Origin of the sequence: Streptomyces sp. XM83C, assembly GCF_023072675.1 — a bacterium.
Classification (GTDB): Bacteria; Actinomycetota; Actinomycetes; order Streptomycetales; family Streptomycetaceae; genus Streptomyces; species Streptomyces thermocoprophilus.
This window is the reverse complement of sequence record NZ_JALLGL010000002.1, coordinates 1-21,323: the sequence shown is the minus strand read 5'-3', so window position 1 is coordinate 21,323 and position 21,323 is coordinate 1. Positions and strand designations below refer to the sequence as shown.

Here is a 21,323-nt window from a genome sequence, read left to right as displayed (position 1 = left end):
GAGGACTCCTCGTGCGCGATCCGGGTCCCCCGGTCAGGCTCCGGAAACCCCATGGTAGCGATCCTGGGCTCAGGGATCGCCTTCAGGCCACTGTGAGGACCGTTCACCCGCACAACACGAGGGGCGGATGCCGGATTCCTCCGGCACCCGCCCCTCACGGTGCGTGATGCGGCGCGCGTCAGACGGTGATCAGCGATTCCAGCGGCGCTCCCCGCAGGGCGGCCTCCAGGCGGGCGCGGCCGTCGAGGAAGCTCAGCTCCATCAGTACGGCGACACCCGCGACCCGGGCGCCCGCGCGGTGGATGAGCTGGAGGGAGGCCTCGGCGGTGCCGCCGGTGGCGAGCACGTCGTCGACGACCAGGACGCGGTCGTCGCCGCAGAGGTCCTCGGCGTGCACCTCGATCTCCGCGGAGCCGTACTCCAGGTCGTAGGCCTGGCTGAGGGTGGCGCCGGGGAGCTTGCCCGCCTTGCGGACGGGGACGAAGCCGAGGCCGGCGCGGACGGCGACGGGGGCGCCGAGGATGAAGCCCCGGGCTTCCAGGCCGACGACCTTGGTGGCGCCGGTGCGCTCGGCGATGCCCGCGAACGCGTCGGTCAGCGCCGTGAACGCCTCGGGGTCCGCCAGGAGCGGGGTGATGTCCTTGAACATCACGCCCGGCTCCGGGTAGTCCGCCACGTCACGGATGCGGCTGAGCAGCAGCGTGGCGAGGTCGCGGGTCTCGGTCATCGGCGCTTCCCGGAGGGTCGGCCACGGCCCCGGCCACGGGCGGCGGGCTGGGTGCGGGGTCCGACGACCGCGGGGGTGGCGTCCTCCGCCGTGTCGTCGCCGCGTCCGCCGGGCGGCTCCTCCCCGGCGGCGGCCTGGGCGCGCTTGGCCAGGACTCGCTTCTTCAGGGCCTTCATGGCCGGCTCGCGCTCCTTGAGGTCGGCGACGAGCGGGGTGGCGATGAAGATCGAGGAGTAGGCGCCGGCGGCGAGACCGACGAACAGGGAGAGCGAGATGTCGTTGAGCATGCCCGCGCCGAGGACACCGCCACCGATGAACAGCAGGCCCGCGACCGGCAGCAGTGCGACCACCGTGGTGTTGATGGAGCGGACCAGGGTGCCGTTGATGGAGCGGTTGGCGACCTCGCTGTAGGTCCAGCGGGTCTGCTTGGTGATGTCCTTCGTCTGCTCCTTGAGGCTGTCGAAGACGACGACCGTGTCGTAGAGCGAGTAGCCGAGGATGGTGAGCAGACCGATCACCGTGCCCGGTGTGACCTCGAAGCCGACGAGGGCGTAGATACCGGTGGTGATGGTGATGTCGTGGATCAGCGCGACGAGCGCGGCGACTGCCATCCGCCACTCGAAGGCGATCGCCAGGTAGATCACGACCAGGATCATGAAGATCGCCAGGCCCTGCCAGGCCTTGTTGGCGATCTGCTCGCCCCAGCTGGGGCCGACCAGTTCGGCGTTGATCTTCTCGGCGTCGACCTTCAGGTCGTCGGCGAGCTTGTCCTTGATCTGGTCGGCCTTGTCCGTGTCGATGCCGGCGACCTGGATGCGCAGGCTGCCGTCGCCGAGCTGCTGGACGATCGCGTCGTGCCCGGAGGCGTCCTCCGCGTACGTCTCCGCCTGGGAGACCGACACGTTCGTCTTCTTGGGGGTGGTGAAGACGGCGCCGCCCTGGAACTCGATGCCCATGTTCAGGCCGCGCACCGCCAGGCCGAGGACGGCCGTGATGGTGATCAGGATCGAGATGCCGTACCAGATTTTGCGGTTGCCGACGAAGTCGTACCCGACCTCGCCGCGGTGGAGTCGGGCGCCGAGGGTGCCGAGCTTCGACATCTCACGCCTCCTTCGGGTCGACGGAGCCGGCGGGCGGGGTGGGGCGACGGCGCGTGCTGCGCAGCGGCGGCTTGGCGCCCAGCGCCTTCGGGTCCAGACCGGACCAGCGGTGGCCGCTCGCGTAGAACTTCCTGCGCGCCATGATCGTCATCAGCGGCTTGGTGAACAGGAAGACCACGACCACGTCGAGCAGGGTGGTCAGGCCCAGCGTGAAGGCGAAGCCCTGCACCTTGCCCACGGTGACGACGAAGAGCACCGCGGCGGCGAGGAACGAGACGAAGTCGGAGACGAGAATGGTGCGCCGGGCGCGCGGCCAGGCCCGCTCGACGGCGGGGCGCAGCGAGCGGCCCTCGCGGATCTCGTCCCGGATGCGTTCGAAGTAGACGATGAACGAGTCGGCGGTGATACCGATGGCGACGATGGCGCCGCAGACCGCCGGCAGGTTCAGCGCGAAGCCGATGGCCGGGCCGAGCAGCGACATGATCACGTAGGTGAGCGCGGCGGAGACCAGCAGCGACAGGATCGCGATGAAGGACAGGCCTCGGTAGTAGACCAGCAGGTAGATCACGACGAGTGCGAGGCCGATGGCGCCGGCGACGAGACCGGCGTGCAGCTGCTCACCGCCGAGGGCCGCGGTCACCGTGGTGACGCTGTCCTCCTTGAAGGTCAGCGGCAGGGCGCCGTACGACAGCATGTTGGCGAGGCTCTGGGCCTCCTCCTGGTCGAACCTGCCGGAGATCTCGGCGCTGCCGCCGGTGAGCGCCTGGTTGACGTACGGGTCGGAGACGACCTCGCCGTCCAGGACGATCGCGAACTGGTTCTGCGGGGACGGCTGCTGGGCCAGCTTGCCGGTGATGTCGCCGAACTTCTTGGCGCCCTTGCCGGTGAACTCCATGGTCACGGTCCAGCCGGCGGCGCCCTGCGTGTTGAAGACGGCCTGCGCCTTCTTCACGTCGGTGCCGTCGACCGCAGCGGGGCCGAGGATGTACTTCTGCCACAGGCCCTGCGAGTTCTGGCCGCAGGCGACGGTGGTGTCGGTGGGCTTGGCGCCCTTGCCGGCGGTGGCGCGGTCCTTCTCGTCGGCGCAGTTCAGCGCCGCGTACTGGGCCTGGACCTTGGCGTCGGGCGTGTCGCCGGAGGCGCCGCCGCTCGCGGACGGGGTCGGCGTGGCGGAGGCCTTCGGGCTGCCGGAGGCGGAGCCGCTGGGGGTGGGGTCGGCCTTGAGGGCGTCGGTGACGGCGCGGCCCTGCGAGGTGGCGGTCGCCGAGGGCGCGGTGGACGAGGTCGCCTTGTCCTTGTCGCTCTGGTCGCTCTTGTCGCCCTTGCCGGTCGCCGAGGCCGAGGGGGACGGCGATCCGCTGCCCGAGGCGCTGGGGCTCGGGGTGGGGGCGGCCGGCTCGGAGATCTCGGTGGCGATGACCGGGCGGAAGTACAGCTTGGCGGTGGTGCCGACCTGTTCCCGGGCTTCCTTGGAGTTGGTGCCCTTGGGAATGTTGACGATGATGTTGCGATCGCCCTGGGTCTGGACCTCGGCCTCGGAGACGCCGAGCCCGTTGACACGGCGGTTCATGATGTCGACCGCGGTGTCCATGTTGGTCTTGTTGATCGCGCCTTCCTGGCCGGCCTCGGGGACCGCGCGCAGCGTGATGCTGGTGCCGCCGGCGAGGTCGATGCCGAGGCGGGGGGTGGTGTTCCCCGACCAGAACATTCCTCCGGTGAGCGCCGCGATGGCGATCAGGATCAGGGCCAGCGAGCGCCAGGGCTTGCTCTGGGCGCTCGCGCTCCGGCCCTTTTTAGGTGCTGCCACCTTCTCGTACTCCCTCTCGGGCCGCCCCGCGCCCCTCGGGCGCGGCGGCCATGACATGGATGGGGACCCCCCGCGAGAAGCACACGTCGCGCGGCGCGCGGGACCGGCCCGCGCGCCGCGGCGCGTGACTACTTCGCGTCGGTGCCGCCGTCGGTCTTCTTCGGCTCCTCCGCGTCGGCCTTGACGGCCTCGGCGTCCTCGGACGGCTCGTCGGCCTGGTCGGCCTCGTCCTTCTTGCCGAGGTCGACGGACGGGGCGTCGGAGGCGGCGGCAGCGTCGGCGGGCTCGTCGGTCTCGGTGAGGGAGGAGGCGTCGTCCGGGACGACGTCGGAGTCGGACTTCAGGTCGTGCTCGATGCCGTGGACGATGCGGTTGTACTCGTCGTCGGTCAGGACGGCGCCGATCGCGTTCTTGGCGAAGAGGAGCTCGACGCCGGGGCCGGCGTCGAGGAGGACCGTGTCCTCGTTGACCTCCTTGACCGTGGCGTACATGCCCCCGATGGTGCGGACACCGGAGCCGGGCTGCATCTGGTTCCGCATGTCCGCGGCCTGCTGCTGCTTGCGCTTGGCCGAGCGGGTCATCAGGAACATGGCCCCGATGAGCACGATGAACGGGAGGAGGGTCACGAGGCTATTCACGGGACGAATTTTCCTTCGCACGACCGCGACGGGGGGCGGCCTGGTGGATGGGGGTGGGTCGGCGCCGCCCGCATGGGCGGCATCGGCGGAGTCTAAGCGAGTCCGCGCGCAAGGAACAACGCTCAGCATGGCACCTGGGTTCCTGACCCGGCCAATACCGCCCCGTCACGGATGCATCACGCCCCGAACAGGTCCTGTTGTCCGTTTCCCGAGGTCTGCGGCCGGGGCGGGGTGAGTCCGAGGTGGGCCCAGGCCGCCGGGGTGGCCACGCGGCCGCGCGGGGTGCGGGCGAGGAGGCCCTCGCGGACGAGGAACGGCTCGGCGACCTCCTCGACGGTCTCGCGCTCCTCCCCCACGGCGACGGCCAGCGTGGACAGGCCGACGGGGCCGCCGCCGAACAGCTTCAGCAGGGCCTCCAGGACGGCCCGGTCCAGGCGGTCCAGACCGCGGGCGTCCACCTCGTACACGGCGAGGGCTGCGGCGGCGATCTCACGGGTGATCACGCCGTCGGCCTTGACCTGCGCGTAGTCGCGGACGCGGCGCAGCAGGCGGTTGGCGATGCGGGGCGTGCCGCGGGAGCGGCCGGCGATCTCGGCGGCGCCGTCCGGCTCGATCTCGACGTCGAGGAGGCCGGCGGAGCGGTGGATGACGCGTTGCAGTTCGGCCGGTTCGTAGAACTCCATGTGCGCGGTGAAGCCGAAGCGGTCGCGCAGCGGGGGCGGCAGCAGGCCGGCCCGGGTGGTGGCGCCGACCAGGGTGAACGGGGGCAGCTCCAGGGGGATGGCGGTGGCGCCGGGGCCCTTGCCGACGATGACGTCGACGCGGAAGTCCTCCATGGCCATGTACAGCATCTCCTCGGCGGGCCGCGACATGCGGTGGATCTCGTCGAGGAAGAGGACCTCGCCCTCCTGGAGGGAGGACAGGATCGCGGCGAGGTCGCCGGCGTGCTGGATGGCCGGGCCGGAGGTGATACGGATGGGGGCGCCCATCTCCGCGGCGATGATCATGGAGAGGGTGGTCTTGCCGAGGCCGGGGGCGCCGGAGAGCAGCACGTGGTCGGCGGTGGCGCCGCGGGCGCGGGCGGCGCGCAGGACGAGGTCGAGCTGTTCGCGGACCTTCTCCTGGCCGATGAACTCGCCCAGGTCCTTGGGGCGCAGGGCCGCTTCGACGGCCTGGTCCTCCCGGTCGGCGGACGCACCGACGAGCCGCTCCGGTCCGGCGGCGGTGTCGGTCGTGTCGTCCCAGTTCATGTGATGTGCCTTCGGCTGTCGGGGGCGGCGGTCTTGCGGGGAGGGCGGCGGCCGGTCGGCGGGGCCGGTGCCGCCCCGGCGGGCGTGCGGGCCCGCGCGGCGTCAGCGGGCGCGGTTGAGGGTCTGCAGGGCGGCCTTCAGCAGCTGCCCGATCTGCGGGGTGCCGCCGGCGGCCTCGGCCTGCGGGGCGACGGCGGCGACGGCCTCGTCGGCCTCCCTGGTGGCGTACCCCAGGCCGATGAGGGCGGCGTGCAGCTGGTCGCGCCAGCCCTGGGAGACCGGGGCGCCGACGGCGGGGCTGCCGACGGGCGCGCCGAGCCGGTCCCTCAGTTCGAGGAGCAGCTTCTGGGCGCCTTTCTTGCCGATGCCGGGGACGGCGGTGAGGGCTTTCTCGTCGCCGGTGGCGACGGCGCGGCGCAGCGCGTCCGGGGTGTGCACGGCGAGCATCGCCTGGGCGAGGCGGGGGCCGACGCCGCTCGCGGTCTGGAGCAGCTCGAAGACCTGGCGTGCGTCGTCGTCGGCGAAGCCGTACAGCGTGAGGGAGTCCTCGCGCACGACCAGGGAGGTGTGGAGTCTGGCGGGCTGTCCGACGCGGAGCTGCGACAGGGTGTCCGGGGTGCACTGGACGGACATGCCGACGCCGCCGACCTCCACCACCGCGGAGTCGGGGGCGAGCGCGGCGACGGTGCCGCTGACGAAGGCGATCATGCCGTACGGCCTTTCGGTGCGTGGGCGGTGTGGCGGGCGACGGCCTGTTGGAGCCGGTTCTGGGCGGGGGCGCGCCAGATGTGGCAGATGGCGAGGGCGAGCGCGTCGGCGGCGTCGGCCGGCCTGGGCGGCGCGGAGAGCCGCAGCAGCCGGGTGACCATGGCGCCCACCTGCGCCTTCTCCGCGCGACCGCTGCCGGTGACGGCGGCTTTGACCTCGCTGGGGGTGTGCAGGGCGACGGGGATGCCGCGGCGGGCGGCGCACAGCATGGCGACGGCGCTGGCCTGGGCGGTGCCCATGACGGTGCGCACATTGTGCTGGCTGAAGACGCGTTCGACGGCGACGAACTCCGGGCGGTGCTCGTCCAGCCATTCCTCGATGCCCTGTTCGACAGCGAGGAGCCGGTGGCTGAGGTCGGCGTCCGCGGGGGTGCGGACGACCCCGACGCCGAGCATGGTGAGCGGGCGGCCCGCGACCCCCTCGACCACGCCGACCCCGCACCGGGTCAGTCCGGGGTCCACCCCCAGTACGCGCACCGCGCCCCTCCCTCACGTCCTCCGCCGGTCACCGCCGGCCGGGCGGCGCCGGTGGCCGCCGGTCGCCTCACGATCGTCTGTTCGTGCAGGCTATCGGGTGGCACTGACAACGCGGCCGTACGACAGGGCGGCCCGCGCCGACAAAGCGGCGGGCCGACGGGGTGTCCCGTCGGCCCGCCGGTGCAGCGTGCGCGTTACGCGTCGACCTTCTCCATGATCTCGTCGCTCACGTCGAAGTTGGCGAAGACGTTCTGCACGTCGTCGCTGTCCTCGAGCGCGTCGATCAGCTTGAAGATCTTCTTGGCGCCCTCCTCGTCCAGCTCGACCTGCATGGTCGGGACGAAGTTGGCCTCGGCGGACTCGTAGTCGATGCCCGCCTCCTGCAGCGCGGTGCGGACGGCGACGAGGTCGGTCGGCTCGCTGATGACCTCGAAGCTCTCACCGAGGTCGTTGACCTCCTCGGCACCGGCGTCCAGGACGGCGCCGAGGACGTCGTCCTCGGTCAGCTCGCCCTTGGGGACGATCACCACGCCCTTGCGGTTGAACAGGTACGACACCGAGCCCGGGTCGGCCATGGAGCCGCCGTTGCGGGTCATGGCGACGCGGACCTCGGACGCGGCGCGGTTGCGGTTGTCGGTGAGGCACTCGATGAGCACCGCGACGCCGTTCGGCCCGTAGCCCTCGTACATGATCGTCTCGTAGTCGGCGCCGCCGGCCTCGAGGCCGGCGCCGCGCTTGACCGCGGACTCGATGTTCTTGTTCGGGACCGACGACTTCTTGGCCTTCTGAATGGCGTCGTACAGCGTCGGGTTGCCGTCGGGGTCGGCACCGCCCATCCGCGCCGCGACCTCGATGTTCTTGATCAGCTTCGCGAAGAGCTTGCCGCGCTTGGCATCGATGACGGCCTTCTTGTGCTTCGTCGTGGCCCATTTAGAGTGGCCGGACATCTGCCTGTCTCCTTCGCGTAACCCATCTCTGTACGAACGCCAGGAATCCTACAAGGACTCCGCGGCTACTCCCGCGTCCGGTGCGCCCGGACCATGTCGACGAACAGGGAGTGCACCCGGTGGTCGCCGGTCAGTTCCGGGTGGAAGGAGGTGGCGAGCGCGTTGCCCTGGCGGACGGCGACGATGTGGCCGTCGTGCTCGGCGAGCACCTCGGCGCCCGCCCCGACGGACTCCACCCAGGGGGCGCGGATGAAGACGCCCTCCACGGGTTCGCCGTCGATGCCCTTGACGTCGACGGACGCCTCGAAGGACTCGTTCTGCCGGCCGAAGGCGTTGCGGCGCACGATCATGTCGATGCCGCCGACGGTCTCCTGGCCCGAGCGCGGGTCGAGGATCTTGTCGGCGAGCATGATCATGCCGGCGCAGGTGCCGTAGACGGGCAGGCCGTCACGCACGCGCGTGCGCAGGGGCTCCATGAGCCCGAAGAGGACGGCCAGCTTGGAGATGGTGGTGGACTCACCGCCGGGGAGGACGAGGCCGTCGACCTCCGCCAGCTCTTCGGGGCGCCGCACCGGCCTGGCCACGGCGTCGGCCGCGGCCAGGGCGATGAGGTGCTCCCGTACGTCGCCCTGGAGGGCCAGGACGCCGATGACGGGCGTGTTGCTCATGGGTTCGTGTGCCTTACCAGCCGCGGTTGGCGTAGCGCTCGGTCTCGGGGAGGGTGTCGCAGTTGATGCCGACCATGGCCTCGCCGAGGTTGCGGGACGCGTCCGCGATGATCTTCGGGTCGTCGTAGAAGGTGGTGGCCTTGACGATGGCGGCGGCGCGCTTGGCCGGGTCGCCGGACTTGAAGATGCCGGAGCCGACGAAGACGCCCTCGGCTCCGAGCTGGCGCATCAGGGCGGCGTCGGCGGGGGTGGCCACACCGCCGGCGGAGAACAGGACCACGGGGAGCTTGCCCAGCTCCGCGACCTCCTTGACCAGCTCGTACGGGGCGCGCAGCTCCTTGGCGGCGGCGTACAGCTCGTGGTTGTCCAGGCCGCGCAGGCGGGCGATGTCGCCCTTGATCTGGCGCAGGTGGCGGACGGCCTCGACGACGTTGCCGGTGCCGGCCTCGCCCTTCGAGCGGATCATCGCGGCGCCCTCGGCGATACGGCGCAGGGCCTCGCCCAGGTTGGTGGCGCCGCAGACGAACGGGGTGGTGAAGGCCCACTTGTCGGAGTGGTTGACCTCGTCGGCCGGGGTGAGGACCTCGGACTCGTCGATGTAGTCGACGCCGAGGGACTGGAGCACCTGGGCCTCGACGAAGTGGCCGATGCGGGACTTGGCCATCACCGGGATGGAGACGGCGTCGATGATGCCCTCGATCATGTCCGGGTCGGACATCCGGGCCACGCCGCCGTCCTTGCGGATGTCCGCCGGGACCCGCTCCAGGGCCATGACGGCCACGGCGCCCGCGTCCTCCGCGATCTTCGCCTGCTCCGGCGTGACGACGTCCATGATCACGCCGCCCTTGAGCTGCTCCGCCATGCCGCGCTTCACGCGCGCGGTGCCGGTCTCGGGAGCCTGGTTCTCGGTGCTGGACACGGGTTGACCTCACTGAAGGGAAAGAGGGTGTTCTGCACCCCGGCGAGGGGGTGATGGTGCATCCCCGAGGAAACGTGAGGGGACCAGGCCACAGCAAGGGCCAATGGCGAGCCGGTGGATCGTTTTTCGCGAACCGACGACGGGCACCGGTTCTCGCCCGGCGGTCTCGTCAGCCGGTGCGGTCGGCCAGGGCGGCCGGGGGTTCGTCGTCCATCTCGAACGCCATGGGGAAGGGCGCGTGGCCCGCGAGCCGGAACCAGCGGACCTTGCGGTGCTCGCGCAGCCGGCGGGCCGCGCCGACGGCGTCGTTGTGGAAGCGCCGGGCCATGGGCACGCGCCGTACCGCCTCCGTCAGCTCATGGGCCGCCTCCTCCCCGCCGGGTGCCGCGCGGACGGCGTCGACCTGCTCCCGCTCGGCGAACACCGCCCGCAGGGCCTGGCTCAGCTCGCTCTCGGCGACCTCGCGCTGTTCCTCCTCGGCCTGCCGGGCGGCGTGCGCGGCCTCGTACAGCACGATCGACGCGGCCGGGTCGAGGACGCCGGAGGTGGCCACCTCCTGGGCGACGGAGGCGCGGCGCAGCAACTGGGCGTCGAGCGCGGCACGGGCGGCGTCGATCCGGGCGTGCAGCCGGTCGAGTCGGCCCGCGGTCCAGCTCAGGTAGAGCCCGATCGCGGCGAGTGCGACGAGGATCCAGATCAGGGTTGCGGTCACGGGCGGCTAGATTACGCGCCGTACGCCCGGGCGGGCCCGAAGCCCGTCGTACGCCGGGCCCGGCCCTGCCCGCCGACCGCCCCGTCAGTCCCGGGCCAGCCCCAGCCTGGCCCGCAGGCCGCTCCCCCAGCCGTCGCCGTCGGGCGTGTCGTCGGCGGCGACGGCCGCCGAGCCCGCCGTGACCGTCTCGTACACGGAGAGGATGTCCGCGCCGACCGTCGACCAGTCGAAGCGGCGGACATGGGCGCTGCCGCGTTCCCGCAGCTCGGCGCGGCGCTCGGGGTCCTCCAGGAGGCGTACTGCGGCCTCGGCGAGCGCGTCGGCGTCCTCGTTGGCGAACAGTTCGCCGGCCGCTCCCCCGTCGAGTACCTGCGCGAAGGCGTCGAGGTCGGAGGCGAGCACCGGGGCGCCCGCCGACATGGCCTCGACGAGGATGATGCCGAAGCTCTCGCCGCCGGTGTTGGGCGCGACGTACAGGTCGAGGCTGCGCAGGAAGCGGGCCTTGTCCTCGTCGCTGATCATGCCGAGGAACTCGACGCGGGAGCGCAGCTCCGCCGGCAGGCCGGCCACGGCCTCCTTCTCGTCGCCGCGTCCGGCCACCAGCAGCCGGGCCCGGGGGCGGGCGGCGAGGATCTTCGGCAGGGCCTTCATCAGCACCGGCAGGCCCTTGCGGGGCTCGTCGATACGGCCGATGAAGCCGATCGTGTCGCCCTGCCACTCGGGGTTGGGCTCGGCCTTGGCGAAGAAATCGACGTCGACGCCGTTGGGGATGACGACGGCGTCGCCGCCGAGGTGCTCGACGAGGGTGCGGCGGGCGTACTCGCTGACGGCGATACGGGCGCTGATCTTCTCCAGCGCGGCCTGGAGGATGGCGTACGCGGCGATCATCGCCTTGGAGCGCGGGTTGGACGTGTGGAACGTGGCCACCATCGGTCCGCGCGCCGCCCAGCAGGTCAGCAGGCCCAGGGAGGGCGAGGTCGGCTCGTGGATGTGGACGACGTCGAAGGCGCCGTCGTGCAGCCAGCGGCGGACCCGGGCGGCGCTGAGGAAGCCGAAGTTCAGCCGGGCGACGGAGCCGTTGTACGGCACGGGCACCGCGCGGCCCGCGGAGACGACGTACGGCGGCAGGGGCGTGTCGTCGTCGGCGGGCGCGAGGACGGACACCTCGTGTCCGAGCCGGATGAAGTACTCGGCGAGGTCACGGATGTGGAACTGGACGCCGCCGGGTACGTCCCAGGAGTACGGGCAGACGATGCCGATCCTCACGAGGCCGGCCTCTCGGCCCCGTCGGACCGCCCGGAGGTCTCCGCCTCGGGCGGAGCCGCTTCCTGGGCGCTCCTCGGGGCGGGTGCCTTGGCCGGGTCGAGGTCGGCGGTCCACAACCGCTGCAGCATGTGCCAGTCCTCCGGATGCTCGGCGATCCCCGTGGCGAAGGCGTCGGCCAGCGCCTGTGTCATGGCAGACGTCTTCTCCGCGCGCGTACCTGACTCGGGCACCGCGACCGGCGGATGGACACGCCCCTGCATGACCGGGGAGTCGTCGTACCAGAGGGTGACCGGCAGCAGCAGTGCGCCGGTCTGCTGGGCGAGCAGCGCCGGGCCGGCGGGCATCCGGGCCGTCTCGCCGAAGAACCGCACCTCGACGCCGGAGGCGGACAGGTCGCGGTCGGCGACCAGGCAGACCAGGCCGCCGTCGCGCAGGCGGCGCGCGAGCGTGCCGAAGGCGGAGCCGCCGCTGTGCGGCAGGACCTCCATGCCGAGGCCCTCGCGGTAGGCGACGAACCGGTCGTACAGGGTCTCCGGCTTCAGCCGCTCGGCGACCGTGGTGAACGGGATGCCCAGCTCGGTGGTGACCCAGGCGCCCGCCAGGTCCCAGTTGGCGAGGTGGGGCAGGGCGAGGATGACGCCCTTGCCGGCGGCCATGCCGTCGACGAGGTGGTGCACGTCCGCGGGGGCGAAGCCGTTCTTGATCCGCTCGTCGCTCCAGGCGGGCAGTCGGAAGGACTCCATCCAGTAGCGCAGGTAGGAGCGCATGCCCGCGCGGGACAGTTCGGCGAGCCGCTCGGGGCCGGCGCCGGGCACCACGCGCGCGTAGTTGCTCTCCAGGCGCCGTACGCCCGCGCCGCGCTGCTTCCAGGCGAGGTCGGCGATGGTGCGGCCGAGGCGCACGGCGACCGGTTCGGGGAGCTTCTTCACGGTGCCCCAGCCGAGGCCGTACAGCGCGTCGGTCAGCCGCTCCTGGGCGCTCACTTCGCCGTCTCCCTCCCGTGGGAGTCCTCTTCACGGGCGGCGGCGGCCTCCGCCTCGGCGGACTCGCGGCGGACCGTGACCACCCGCTGGATCAGGGTGACCAGGCTGCCGACGGCGACGATCCACAGTGCCACCGGCAGCAGGTACTGGATGCCGGGCACGCCGAACTTGTGCAGCCCCGCGAAACCGGCGGCGACCAGGGAGATCACCAGGCGCTCGGCGCGCTCCACCAGGCCGTTGACGGCGACCGGGAGGCCGATCGACTCGCCCCGTGCCTTGGTGTACGACACGACCTGGCCGCTGGCCAGACAGAAAATGGACACCGCGCACAGCGCGTTGTCGTCCCCGCTCCCGGCGTACCACAGGGCGAAGCCGCCGAAGATCGCCCCGTCGGCGACCCGGTCGAGCGTGGAGTCCAGGAAGGCGCCCCAGCGGCTGGAGCGGCCCAGCTGGCGGGCCATGTTGCCGTCGACCAGGTCGGAGAAGACGAACAGCGTGATCACGACCGTGCCCCAGAAGAACTCGCCCCTGGGGTAGAAGACCAGCGCGCCCGCGACCACACCGGCGGTGCCGATGAGCGTGACCGTGTCGGGGCTCACTCCGCGGCGGATGAGAAACGCGGCGAACGGTGTGAGAACACGCGTGAAGAAAGCACGCGCGTACTTGTTCAGCATGGCCTTCCCGAGGGTCGGTGTGGCCGTGCGGCCCCTGCTGGCCACCGGCTGGCCCATCGTAGCCACGCGCGCGTGCCGACGGCGGACGGGCACCCGTTCCGCGCCCGCGGATCCGGCGGACGGACCGCACCCACCCGTCGTGCCACGCCGCCCGCGAACCGGGCGGACGGACCGCACCCACCCCGTCCTGCCACGCCGCCCGCGAACCGGGCGGACGGACCGCACCCACCCGTGGTGCCGTGTGGTGCCGCGCCCTGCGCCCCTCCCCCGTCCGTCCCCACCTCCCGGGGACGGGCGGCCCCCGTCCGCCGAGCCGTCCGTCGTATGGACGCACCGTGACGGGAGTGGAAAGCTCGAAGAACGCGGGCGTCACCGGAGCCGCCCAGCACGCGGTCCCGCATGTCCGCGCCCACAGTGACCTCACCGTGCACGGGAGGCAGGATCATGGGCGACAAGGCACACACCCACCCCGGAGCCGCCGGCAGGGCAGTGGCGGCCGACCACCCCCAGTCCATTCGGAACGTGGTGCTGGTCGGCCACTCCGGATCCGGCAAGACCACCTTGGTGGAGGCTCTCGCGCTGACCGCGGGGGCGCTGAACCGGGCGGGCCGCGTGGAGGACGGCGGCACCGTCTCCGACCACGACGACATCGAGCACCGACAGCAGCGCTCGGTACAGCTCTCCCTGGTGCCCGTCACCTGGGACGGCATCAAGATCAACCTGTTGGACACCCCTGGATACGCCGACTTCGTCGGGGAACTGCGGGCCGGTCTGCGAGCGGCGGACGCGGCCCTTTTCGTCGTCTCGGCCTCCGACGGCGTGGACGGCTCGACCCGCATGGTGTGGGACGAGTGCGCGGCCGTCGGCATGCCCCGCGCCATCGTGATCACGCACCTGGAGGCCGCCCGCGCGGACTTCGAGGAGATGACCAGGATCTGCGCGGAGGCCTTCGGCGGTGACGACCCCGACGCCGTCCTGCCGCTGTACCTGCCGCTGCACGGTCCGCAGGGCCCGGACGGGCACGCGCCCGTGACCGGGCTGGTCGGCCTGCTGACGCAGAAGCTGTTCGACTACTCCTCCGGCGAGCGCGTGGAGACCGAGCCCGGCCCGGACCGGCTGCCGGACATGGAGACCGCCCGCAACCGGCTCATCGAGGGCATCATCGCCGAGAGCGAGGACGAGACCCTCATGGACCGCTACCTCGGCGGGGAGCAGGTCGAACTGAAGACCCTGATCGAGGACCTGGAGCGGGCCGTGGCCCGGGGCACCTTCTTCCCGGTGCTGGCCGCCGCGCCGGCCGCGGAGGGCGCCCGGCAGGGCATCGGCACGGTCGAGCTGCTCGACCTGATCACCCGCGGTTTCCCGACGCCGTTCGAACACCCCACCCCGGCCGTCACCACCATCGACGGCAAGCCGCGCGAGCTGAAGCCCTGCGACATCGACGGCCCGCTCGTCGCCGAGGTCGTCAAGACCTCCTCCGACCCGTACGTCGGCCGGATCTCACTCGTCCGGATCTTCTCCGGGACGCTCCGGCCCGACCAGACCGTCCATGTCTCCGGGCACGGCCTGACCGACCGCGGCCACGAGGACCACGACGTCGACGAGAAGATCGGGGCGCTGTCCACACCGTTCGGCAAGACGCAGCGGCCCGTCACCCATGCCGTCGCCGGCGATCTGGTGTGCGTGGCCAAGCTCGCCCGCGCCGAGACCGGGGACACCCTGTCGCCGAAGAACGACCCGCTGCTGATGGAGCCGTGGGAGATGCCCGACCCGCTGCTGCCGCTGGCGATCCAGGCGCACAGCAAGGCCGACGAGGACAAGCTCTCCCAGGGCCTGGCCCGGCTGGTCGCCGAGGACCCCACCATGCGCCTGGAGCAGAACCAGGACACCCACCAGGTGGTGCTGTGGTGCCTCGGCGAGGCCCACGCGGACGTCGCGCTGGAGCGGCTGCGCACCCGCTACGGCGTCCAGGTGGACGTCGTACCGCACAAGGTGTCCCTGCGGGAGACGTTCGCGACGAGGTCGGCGGGCCGCGGACGGCATGTGAAGCAGTCCGGCGGGCACGGCCAGTACGCGATCTGCGAGATCGAGGTGGAGCCGCTGCCGAACGGCTCCGGCATCGAGTTCGTCGACAAGGTCGTCGGCGGTGCGGTGCCGCGCCAGTTCATCCCGTCCGTGGAGAAGGGGGTGCGCGCGCAGGCCGCGAAGGGCGTCGCCGCCGGCCATCCGCTGATCGACGTGCGGGTGACGCTGCTGGACGGCAAGGCCCACTCGGTGGACTCCTCCGACGCCGCGTTCCAGACGGCGGGGGCGCTCGCGCTGCGGGAGGCCGCCGCCGACGCGAAGATCCATCTGCTGGAGCCGGTCGCCGAGGTCAGCGTCCTCGTCGGCGACGACTACGTCGGCGCCGTGATGAGCGACCTGTCCGGGCGGCGCGGACGGGTGCTGGGCACCGAGCAGACGCCCGGCGGGCGCACGCTCGTCCGCGCCGAGGTGCCGGAGATCGAGATCGGCCGGTACGCCGTCGATCTGCGGTCCCTGTCGCACGGCACCGCACGCTTCAGCCGCCGGTACGTGCGGCACGAGCCGATGCCGGCGCAGATCGCGGAGAAGCTGCGCGAACAGGAGCGCCAGGCCTCGTAGTTCGCGCCCGGCGCACGCGCGAGGCGTGCCGGTGTTCCGGTTCACGCCGTTGTCCCACCGCGTCGGCGGGCGGTTTCGATCGTCCGCCGACGGGCTGTCAGTACCTGCGGATACGCTGATGACCTGATCAACAGGTGTGCGCAGCAAGGAAGTCGGGAAGGCCGCAGAAGCGACAGTGCGGCGTTGGGGGGTGGGGAAGTGACCGTGGAGAGCGGTTACGGCGACGCGTTCGGACCGCAGGTGCCGCGCACCGGCGACGGAGGCCATACGGCCACCTTCGCGCTGGCCTCGGCGGCCTACCGGGACAGCCCGGTGCAGGACATCAAGAAGGCCGACAACGAGTGGCACAAGACGACGGTGAAGGAGGGCCGCTCCTGGGCCACGATCTTCCGTCCCAATCTGGGTGAGGCGTTCTCCCGCGCGGTGGTGGACCGCATGCTGGGCAGTGGCCGCGCCCCGCTCATCCAGTCGTTCGGCACCGAACCTCAGATGGTCGTCGAGCACTGCCTCGCCGCCAACAACATCCGCCGCGCCCGCGACAACCGTCTCACCGCGATCAGCGTCGTGTGCGGGCTGCTGTTCCTGCCCGGCTTCCTGGGCTGGCTGCTGGTCTTCCAGATCCGCCAGAAGACCGGCAGGACCACCGACCGGCGGGCCTCCGCCCTGGCGACGGCGCTTCTCGCCGGGGTGGGCATCCTCGCCGTGCTGTTCCTGGTCAGGATGCCGTTCACCGGCTTCTGGGCGTGGTACGCGCGTGCGTCGGTGGTGATGCCGGTCATCGGCTGGTTCTGGGCGCGCCGCGTCTGCGAGAGGACCGCCCGCGATCTGCGGGAGCGCTGGGACGGCCTGCTGTCCGGGAGCAGCGTCGGCGCGAAGGTGCCCGAGGCGGTGCCGACCAGTCCGCGCGAGACCGCCGCCGAGTCGCTGCGCCAGTCCCTGGCCAGGCTCAGCGCCGAGCAGCAGTCGAACTCCGTCTTCTACGCCGGCCCCAAGGGCGTCCTCGGCATGGGCACCCGATGGGGTTCCTGGCAGCTCGCGGAGGATCTGGTCCCGGCCGATCCCGACCGTGAGATCCACCCGTTCCGCAGCTGGGACGTCATACGGGCGATCCATGACCAGCTGCGCATGCTGGAGCGCGGCCCACTGAACACGGGCGGTTTCCCCCGCCCGTCCATACGGCACTGGATCGTCACGCCGATCGGCGAGAACGCCACGGCGGTCGCCCGGCCCGACGGCACGGACGTGGAGGACTACCAGGTCAAGCCGCACGCCATACAGGAGATCTGCAACAAGCAGCAGTTCGGCGCGGGCGACCGGCACTATCTGGGCGTGCAGTGGACGCTGTGGGACGGCCAGCTGGTCATCACCATGCTGATCACGGTGACGGTGCTGTACGAGACGCTGCGCATCGAGGTGACCGGGCATGCGCTCGGTCCGGTGAACCCGCTGTTCACCGCGAAGCCGGAGGCCCCCACGAAGACGGTCACGAAGTCCTTCAAGCCGTGGGAGACGCGGACGGTGAAGTTGCCGCTGGTCAGCACCGACGAGGTGGTACGGCTCGCCGTGCGGGCGCCGCTCACCTGGTATCCGCCGCTGCTGAACTGGCTGGGCGGCGGCATCGCCCTGCCGGAGCCGTTCGGGCTGCGGCACGCGTGGGCGGACCAGCCGTGGCGGCACCGGTTCATGGCGGACGACGCGTTGCGGGCGGCGACGCCGGTGCTGCGTGTGGTGCACTCGGCGGCGCTGAAGGTGCTGAAGGAGAACGGCGTCGACACCGAGAAGTTCGGCGCGCGGTCGGCCTCCCTCAGCGCGGCGGTGCAGGACGTGGCGCCGAAGAAGGCCGACGTGTACGACGCGTAGCGGCGCGTCGGGCGCGGGTGCGGGCGGGCGTCAGGCCGGGGGCCAGGCGTCCGCCAGCATCTTGCGGGTGTCGGCCAGCAGCTGCGGCAGCACCTTGGTGTGGCCGACGACGGGCATGAAGTTGGTGTCGCCGCCCCAGCGGGGCACGATGTGCTGGTGCAGGTGAGCGGCGATGCCCGCGCCGGCGGCGGCGCCCTGGTTCATGCCGATGTTGAAGCCGTGGGCGCCGGACGCGGTGCGCAGCGCCGTCATGGCCTGCTTGGTCAGCTCGGCCAGCTCGGCGGTCTCGGCGTCGGTGAGGTCGGTGTAGTCGGCGACGTGCCGGTAGGGGACGGTCATCAGGTGGCCGCCGTTGTACGGGTACAGATTGAGCACCGCGTACACATGCTCGCCCCTGCGGACGATCAGACCGTCCTCGTCGGACTTGGCCGGGATGGAGCAGAAGGGACAGCCGTCGTCGGCGCCCGGGCCGCTCGGCTTGTTCTCTCCCTGGATGTAGGCCATCCGGTGGGGCGTCCACAGGCGCTGGAACGCGTCCTGCGTCCCCACTCCGATCTGCTGCTCCGGCTCACTCGTCATGCGTGCAGCATATGGCGTCCGGGTGAAGGGAAGGGCAAGGCCCCCGGCGAGATCAGGTCACCGGGGGCCGCCCACGCGCCGGGTCAGATCTGCGCCCGCTCCTCGACGACCTTCGCGATCTTCGCGATGGCCTCGTCGAAGGGGATGCCGTTCTCCTGGGAGCCGTCGCGGTAGCGGAAGGACACGGTGTTGTGGCCCATGTCCTCGTCGCCCGCGATGACCATGAACGGCACCTTCTGCTTCTGGGCGTTGCGGATCTTCTTCTGCATACGGTCCGAGGAGGAGTCCACCTCGACGCGCAGGCCCTTGGCCTTCGCCGCGGCGGCCCACTTCTCCAGGTACTCGACGTGGCTGTCGCCGATCGGGATGCCGATGGCCTGGACCGGTGCCAGCCAGGCGGGGAAGGCACCGGCGTAGTGCTCCAGCAGCACCGCGAAGAACCGCTCGATCGAGCCGAACAGCGCACGGTGGATCATGACCGGACGCTGCTTGGTACCGTCGGCCGCCGTGTACTCCAGGTCGAAGCGCTCCGGCAGGTTGAAGTCGAGCTGGATCGTCGACATCTGCCAGGTGCGGCCGATGGCGTCCTTGGCCTGGACGGAGATCTTCGGGCCGTAGAACGCGGCGCCGCCCGGGTCGGGCACGAGGGGCAGGCCCTGCTTCTCGGCGACCTGCCGCAGGGTCTCGGTCGCCTCCTCCCAGACCTCGTCGGAGCCGACGAACTTCTCCGGGTCCTTGGTCGACAGCTCCAGGTAGAAGTCGGTGAGGCCGTAGTCGCGCAGCAGGTTCAGCACGAAAGTGAGCGTCTTGTCGAGCTCGTCCGACATCTGCTCACGGGTGCAGTAGATGTGCGCGTCGTCCTGGGTGAAGCCGCGGGCGCGGGTGAGGCCGTGCACGACGCCCGACTTCTCGTACCGATACACGGTCCCGAACTCGAACAGGCGCAGCGGCAGTTCGCGGTAGGAACGGCCGCGCGCGTCGAAGATCAGGTTGTGCATCGGGCAGTTCATGGGCTTGAGGTAGTAGTCCACGCCCTCGTCGAGCTGCATGGGCGGGTACATGCCGTCGGCGTACCAGTCCAGGTGGCCCGAGGTCTCGAAGAGCTTCCCCTTCGTCGCGTGCGGGGTGTAGACGAACTCGTAGCCCTCTTCCTCGTGGCGGCGCCGCGAGTAGTCCTCCATGACCCGGCGGACGATGCCGCCCTTGGGGTGGAAGACGGCGAGGCCGGAGCCGATCTGCTCCGGGATGGAGAACAGGTCCAGTTCGCTGCCGAGCTTGCGGTGGTCGCGCTTCTCGGCCTCGGCGAGGAAGTCCAGGTACTGCTTCAGCTCGTCCTTGGACGGCCACGCGGTGCCGTAGATGCGCTGGAGCATCGGGTTCTTCTCGCTGCCGCGCCAGTAGGCGGCGGCGTTGCGCATCAGCTTGAACGCCGGGATGAGGCGGGTGGAGGGCAGGTGGGGACCGCGGCAGAGGTCCTTCCAGCACAGCTCGCCGGTCTTGGCGTCCAGGTTGTCGTAGATCGTCAGCTCGCCGGCGCCGACCTCGACGTCCGCGCCGTCGTCGGAGGAGGCGGAGCCCTTGAGGCCGATCAGCTCCAGCTTGTACGGCTCGTCGGCCAGCTCCTCGCGGGCGGCCTCGTCGGTGACGACGCGGCGGGCGAACCTCTGCCCGCGCTTCTGGATCTCCTGCATCTTCTTCTCGATGGCCTTGAGATCCTCGGGCGTGAACGGCTTCTCGACGTCGAAGTCGTAGTAGAAGCCGTCCTTGACGGGCGGGCCGATGCCGAGCTTCGCCTCCGGGAACAGCTCCTGCACGGCCTGGGCCATGACGTGCGCGGTGGAGTGGCGCAGGATGTTGAGACCGTCCTCGGAGGAGATCTCGACGCCCTCGACCTCGTCGCCGTCGGACAGCTCGTACGAGAGGTCCTTCAGCTCACCGGCCACGCGCGCGGCGATGATCGAGCGCTCGCCGGCGAAGAGGTCGGCGGCCGTAGTGCCCGTCGTCACCACGCGCTCTTCCCGCTCGGAATCGCGTTGGATGATCACACGGACGTCTGACACCGGTCTCTCCTGACTGAAGGTGGGGTGCGGCGCCATACCGGAGCGCACGCATAGGTATGGATCGTACCGACCCTCACCCGTGCTCCGCGAAATCGATATCGGCGGTCAGTCCGCGCAGTCCCCTCCGCAGGCCCCTTCGAAGAAGTCGAGGTTCTCCTGGAGTTCCTTGATCAGCCGGTCCCGTTCGGCCTCCTCGACCTGCGCGGGGGCGACCTCGGTGACGGCGGTGAGCCTGCGGAAGCCGCCGCGGCTCTCCAGCCGGCCGCACACCCGCACCGGCAGTCCGACGAGGTGGGCCTGGCCGGCGATGCGGTAGTCGTCCTCGCCGAGGGTGAGGCGGACGTGCGGGACGTCGGCGCCGTCGAGGACCCGCAGCCGTACGGTGCCGTCGCCGCGGGGCTGGGAGCGGCGCATGCGGACGACGGTGCCGGTGATCTCCACGGGCTGGGACGGTTCGCCGTGCAGATAGCGGGCGCCGGCCTCGCGCAGGACGGGCAGGTCGCCGGGTGAGAACTCGACCGGTTCGGTGTCGGTCGTGCCGTGGCCGGGGACGGGGGCGGCCGGGGCCCAGGCGACGGCGACGCGGGCACCTTCGGTGCCGTGGACGAGGGTGATCAACGCCTCGGTCAGTTCCCTGCTGACGCCGGCCTCGACGGCGGCGTCGAAGGCGTCCGTACGGCCGGTGGCGCGCCGGTAGTCAATGGCCTCGCGGGTGGCGTGCAGGGCCTGGTGGAGGCGGACGGTGAGCGGCCGGGCGGCGCGGACGGGGACGAACGCGGTGAGGGCGTGCCCGCCGTCGGCGGCGCCGACCAGGACGTTCTCCAGCAGGCCGGCGGCGGCGCGGCGGTGCCGGGCGCCGTGGAAGCCGGCGCGTGCACGGGTGGCGAGGGCGGCGGCGAGGAGCATGCGGCGGGCGGCGCCGCGCATCTGTTCCTGCGCGGTCCAGGAGGTGGCGCCGGCGGGGCCGTCGGGTGCGTCGCGCCACCAGCGGATCTCGTCGCTGGGCACGGCGAGGGCGAGCAGGACCTCGCGGGCGGCGGGGGTGGCGCTGCGGGCGAGGGCGTCGAGTGCCTCTGCGAGCAGGTCCTCGCTGTCGGGGAAGGCCCGTGATTCGGGGACGAGGAGGCTGGTGCCGGTGTCGGGGCCGGGCGGGGTCCAGCGGCCGTAGCGTCCCCGGGCGCCGCCGCGGCGCGACCAGCCGTGCCGGGCGAGCAGGGCACCGAGGGCGGCCGGGTCGATGTCGCCG

General features: G+C 71.6%; 19 protein-coding genes. 2 read left to right on the top strand and 17 right to left on the bottom strand.

Annotated features, from left to right (window positions below):
* Positions 1 to 178: 178 nt before the first annotated feature.
* The 14 genes from MTQ10_RS00555 to pgsA all read right to left on the bottom strand — a co-directional run bounded on the left by MTQ10_RS00555 (position 179) and on the right by pgsA (position 12,992).
* Positions 179 to 727: an adenine phosphoribosyltransferase gene (locus MTQ10_RS00555; RefSeq protein WP_247461039.1), complete on the bottom strand. Its 549-nt coding sequence runs from the start codon at positions 725 to 727 to the stop codon at positions 179 to 181.
* Positions 724 to 1,827, bottom strand: coding sequence for a protein translocase subunit SecF (secF, locus tag MTQ10_RS00550; protein WP_247461037.1), 1,104 nt, complete (start codon positions 1,825 to 1,827; stop codon positions 724 to 726). Before secF ends, MTQ10_RS00555 begins: the two co-directional genes overlap by 4 nt.
* A 1-nt stretch (position 1,828) precedes the next feature.
* A complete protein-coding gene (gene secD / locus MTQ10_RS00545) occupies positions 1,829 to 3,634 on the bottom strand; it encodes a protein translocase subunit SecD (protein WP_247461035.1) in 1,806 nt (601 codons plus the stop codon).
* A gap of 128 nt (positions 3,635 to 3,762) precedes the next feature.
* Positions 3,763 to 4,272, bottom strand: a complete 510-nt coding sequence (yajC, locus tag MTQ10_RS00540) for a preprotein translocase subunit YajC (protein ID WP_308404524.1) — start codon at positions 4,270 to 4,272, stop codon at positions 3,763 to 3,765.
* A 176-nt stretch (positions 4,273 to 4,448) separates the two neighbouring features.
* Positions 4,449 to 5,522 carry a Holliday junction branch migration DNA helicase RuvB gene (ruvB, locus tag MTQ10_RS00535; protein ID WP_247461033.1) on the bottom strand — a complete coding sequence of 358 codons (1,074 nt, stop codon included), beginning with the start codon at positions 5,520 to 5,522 and terminating at the stop codon, positions 4,449 to 4,451.
* A gap of 102 nt (positions 5,523 to 5,624) precedes the next feature.
* A complete protein-coding gene (gene ruvA, locus MTQ10_RS00530) occupies positions 5,625 to 6,230 on the bottom strand; it encodes a Holliday junction branch migration protein RuvA (protein WP_247461031.1) in 606 nt (201 codons plus the stop codon).
* Positions 6,227 to 6,766: a crossover junction endodeoxyribonuclease RuvC gene (gene ruvC / locus MTQ10_RS00525; protein WP_247461029.1), complete on the bottom strand. Its 540-nt coding sequence runs from the start codon at positions 6,764 to 6,766 to the stop codon at positions 6,227 to 6,229. Before ruvC ends, ruvA begins: the two co-directional genes overlap by 4 nt.
* A gap of 194 nt (positions 6,767 to 6,960) precedes the next feature.
* The gene (locus MTQ10_RS00520) at positions 6,961 to 7,713 is read right to left on the bottom strand and encodes a YebC/PmpR family DNA-binding transcriptional regulator (protein WP_247461027.1); all 753 of its coding nucleotides are present in this window, start codon (positions 7,711 to 7,713) and stop codon (positions 6,961 to 6,963) included.
* A gap of 65 nt (positions 7,714 to 7,778) precedes the next feature.
* Complete coding sequence (pdxT, locus tag MTQ10_RS00515; RefSeq protein ID WP_247461024.1) at positions 7,779 to 8,381, bottom strand: pyridoxal 5'-phosphate synthase glutaminase subunit PdxT; 603 nt, start codon at positions 8,379 to 8,381, stop codon at positions 7,779 to 7,781.
* Between the two features lie 13 nt (positions 8,382 to 8,394).
* Complete coding sequence (gene pdxS / locus MTQ10_RS00510; RefSeq protein WP_308404523.1) at positions 8,395 to 9,300, bottom strand: pyridoxal 5'-phosphate synthase lyase subunit PdxS; 906 nt, start codon at positions 9,298 to 9,300, stop codon at positions 8,395 to 8,397.
* A 169-nt stretch (positions 9,301 to 9,469) separates the two neighbouring features.
* Positions 9,470 to 10,012, bottom strand: a complete 543-nt coding sequence (locus MTQ10_RS00505; protein ID WP_247461023.1) for a hypothetical protein — start codon at positions 10,010 to 10,012, stop codon at positions 9,470 to 9,472.
* 84 nt (positions 10,013 to 10,096) lie between these two features.
* Positions 10,097 to 11,278: a glycosyltransferase family 4 protein gene (locus MTQ10_RS00500; RefSeq protein ID WP_247461021.1), complete on the bottom strand. Its 1,182-nt coding sequence runs from the start codon at positions 11,276 to 11,278 to the stop codon at positions 10,097 to 10,099.
* Positions 11,275 to 12,261 carry a phosphatidylinositol mannoside acyltransferase gene (locus tag MTQ10_RS00495; protein ID WP_247461019.1) on the bottom strand — a complete coding sequence of 329 codons (987 nt, stop codon included), beginning with the start codon at positions 12,259 to 12,261 and terminating at the stop codon, positions 11,275 to 11,277. Before MTQ10_RS00495 ends, MTQ10_RS00500 begins: the two co-directional genes overlap by 4 nt.
* Entirely contained in the window at positions 12,258 to 12,992 is a 735-nt protein-coding gene (gene pgsA, locus MTQ10_RS00490) for a phosphatidylinositol phosphate synthase (protein ID WP_247461109.1), read from the bottom strand. Before pgsA ends, MTQ10_RS00495 begins: the two co-directional genes overlap by 4 nt.
* Positions 12,993 to 13,379: 387 nt before the next feature.
* On the opposite strand from pgsA, the gene MTQ10_RS00485 reads away from it, so the two are divergent.
* Both MTQ10_RS00485 and MTQ10_RS00480 read left to right on the top strand, forming a co-directional pair.
* A complete protein-coding gene (locus tag MTQ10_RS00485) occupies positions 13,380 to 15,578 on the top strand; it encodes an elongation factor G-like protein EF-G2 (RefSeq protein ID WP_247461018.1) in 2,199 nt (732 codons plus the stop codon).
* 198 nt (positions 15,579 to 15,776) lie between these two features.
* Positions 15,777 to 17,438: a hypothetical protein gene (locus MTQ10_RS00480; RefSeq protein ID WP_247461016.1), complete on the top strand. Its 1,662-nt coding sequence runs from the start codon at positions 15,777 to 15,779 to the stop codon at positions 17,436 to 17,438.
* Between the two features lie 30 nt (positions 17,439 to 17,468).
* Here the strand turns inward: MTQ10_RS00480 and MTQ10_RS00475 are convergent, their stop codons facing one another.
* The 3 genes from MTQ10_RS00475 to MTQ10_RS00465 form a co-directional block, all read right to left on the bottom strand.
* A complete protein-coding gene (locus MTQ10_RS00475) occupies positions 17,469 to 18,017 on the bottom strand; it encodes an HIT family protein (RefSeq protein WP_247461014.1) in 549 nt (182 codons plus the stop codon).
* A gap of 83 nt (positions 18,018 to 18,100) precedes the next feature.
* A complete protein-coding gene (gene thrS / locus MTQ10_RS00470) occupies positions 18,101 to 20,077 on the bottom strand; it encodes a threonine--tRNA ligase (RefSeq protein ID WP_247461012.1) in 1,977 nt (658 codons plus the stop codon).
* A gap of 105 nt (positions 20,078 to 20,182) precedes the next feature.
* On the bottom strand, positions 20,183 to 21,323 hold a 1,141-nt coding region (locus MTQ10_RS00465; RefSeq protein WP_247461010.1), incomplete at its 5' end, for a hypothetical protein.

What these genes read in the sequence shown, in the direction of transcription:
- MTQ10_RS00555 (WP_247461039.1), bottom strand. Translation starts at nt 727, where the DNA reads ATGACCGAGACCCGCGACCTCGCCACGCTGCTGCTCAGCCGCATCCGT.
- secF (WP_247461037.1), bottom strand. Translation starts at nt 1,827, where the DNA reads ATGTCGAAGCTCGGCACCCTCGGCGCCCGACTCCACCGCGGCGAGGTC.
- ruvB (WP_247461033.1), bottom strand. Translation starts at nt 5,522, where the DNA reads ATGAACTGGGACGACACGACCGACACCGCCGCCGGACCGGAGCGGCTC.
- ruvA (WP_247461031.1), bottom strand. Translation starts at nt 6,230, where the DNA reads ATGATCGCCTTCGTCAGCGGCACCGTCGCCGCGCTCGCCCCCGACTCC.
- MTQ10_RS00520 (WP_247461027.1), bottom strand. Translation starts at nt 7,713, where the DNA reads ATGTCCGGCCACTCTAAATGGGCCACGACGAAGCACAAGAAGGCCGTC.
- pdxT (WP_247461024.1), bottom strand. Translation starts at nt 8,381, where the DNA reads ATGAGCAACACGCCCGTCATCGGCGTCCTGGCCCTCCAGGGCGACGTA.
- pgsA (WP_247461109.1), bottom strand. Translation starts at nt 12,992, where the DNA reads ATGGGCCAGCCGGTGGCCAGCAGGGGCCGCACGGCCACACCGACCCTC.
- MTQ10_RS00485 (WP_247461018.1), top strand. Translation starts at nt 13,380, where the DNA reads ATGGGCGACAAGGCACACACCCACCCCGGAGCCGCCGGCAGGGCAGTG.
- MTQ10_RS00475 (WP_247461014.1), bottom strand. Translation starts at nt 18,017, where the DNA reads ATGACGAGTGAGCCGGAGCAGCAGATCGGAGTGGGGACGCAGGACGCG.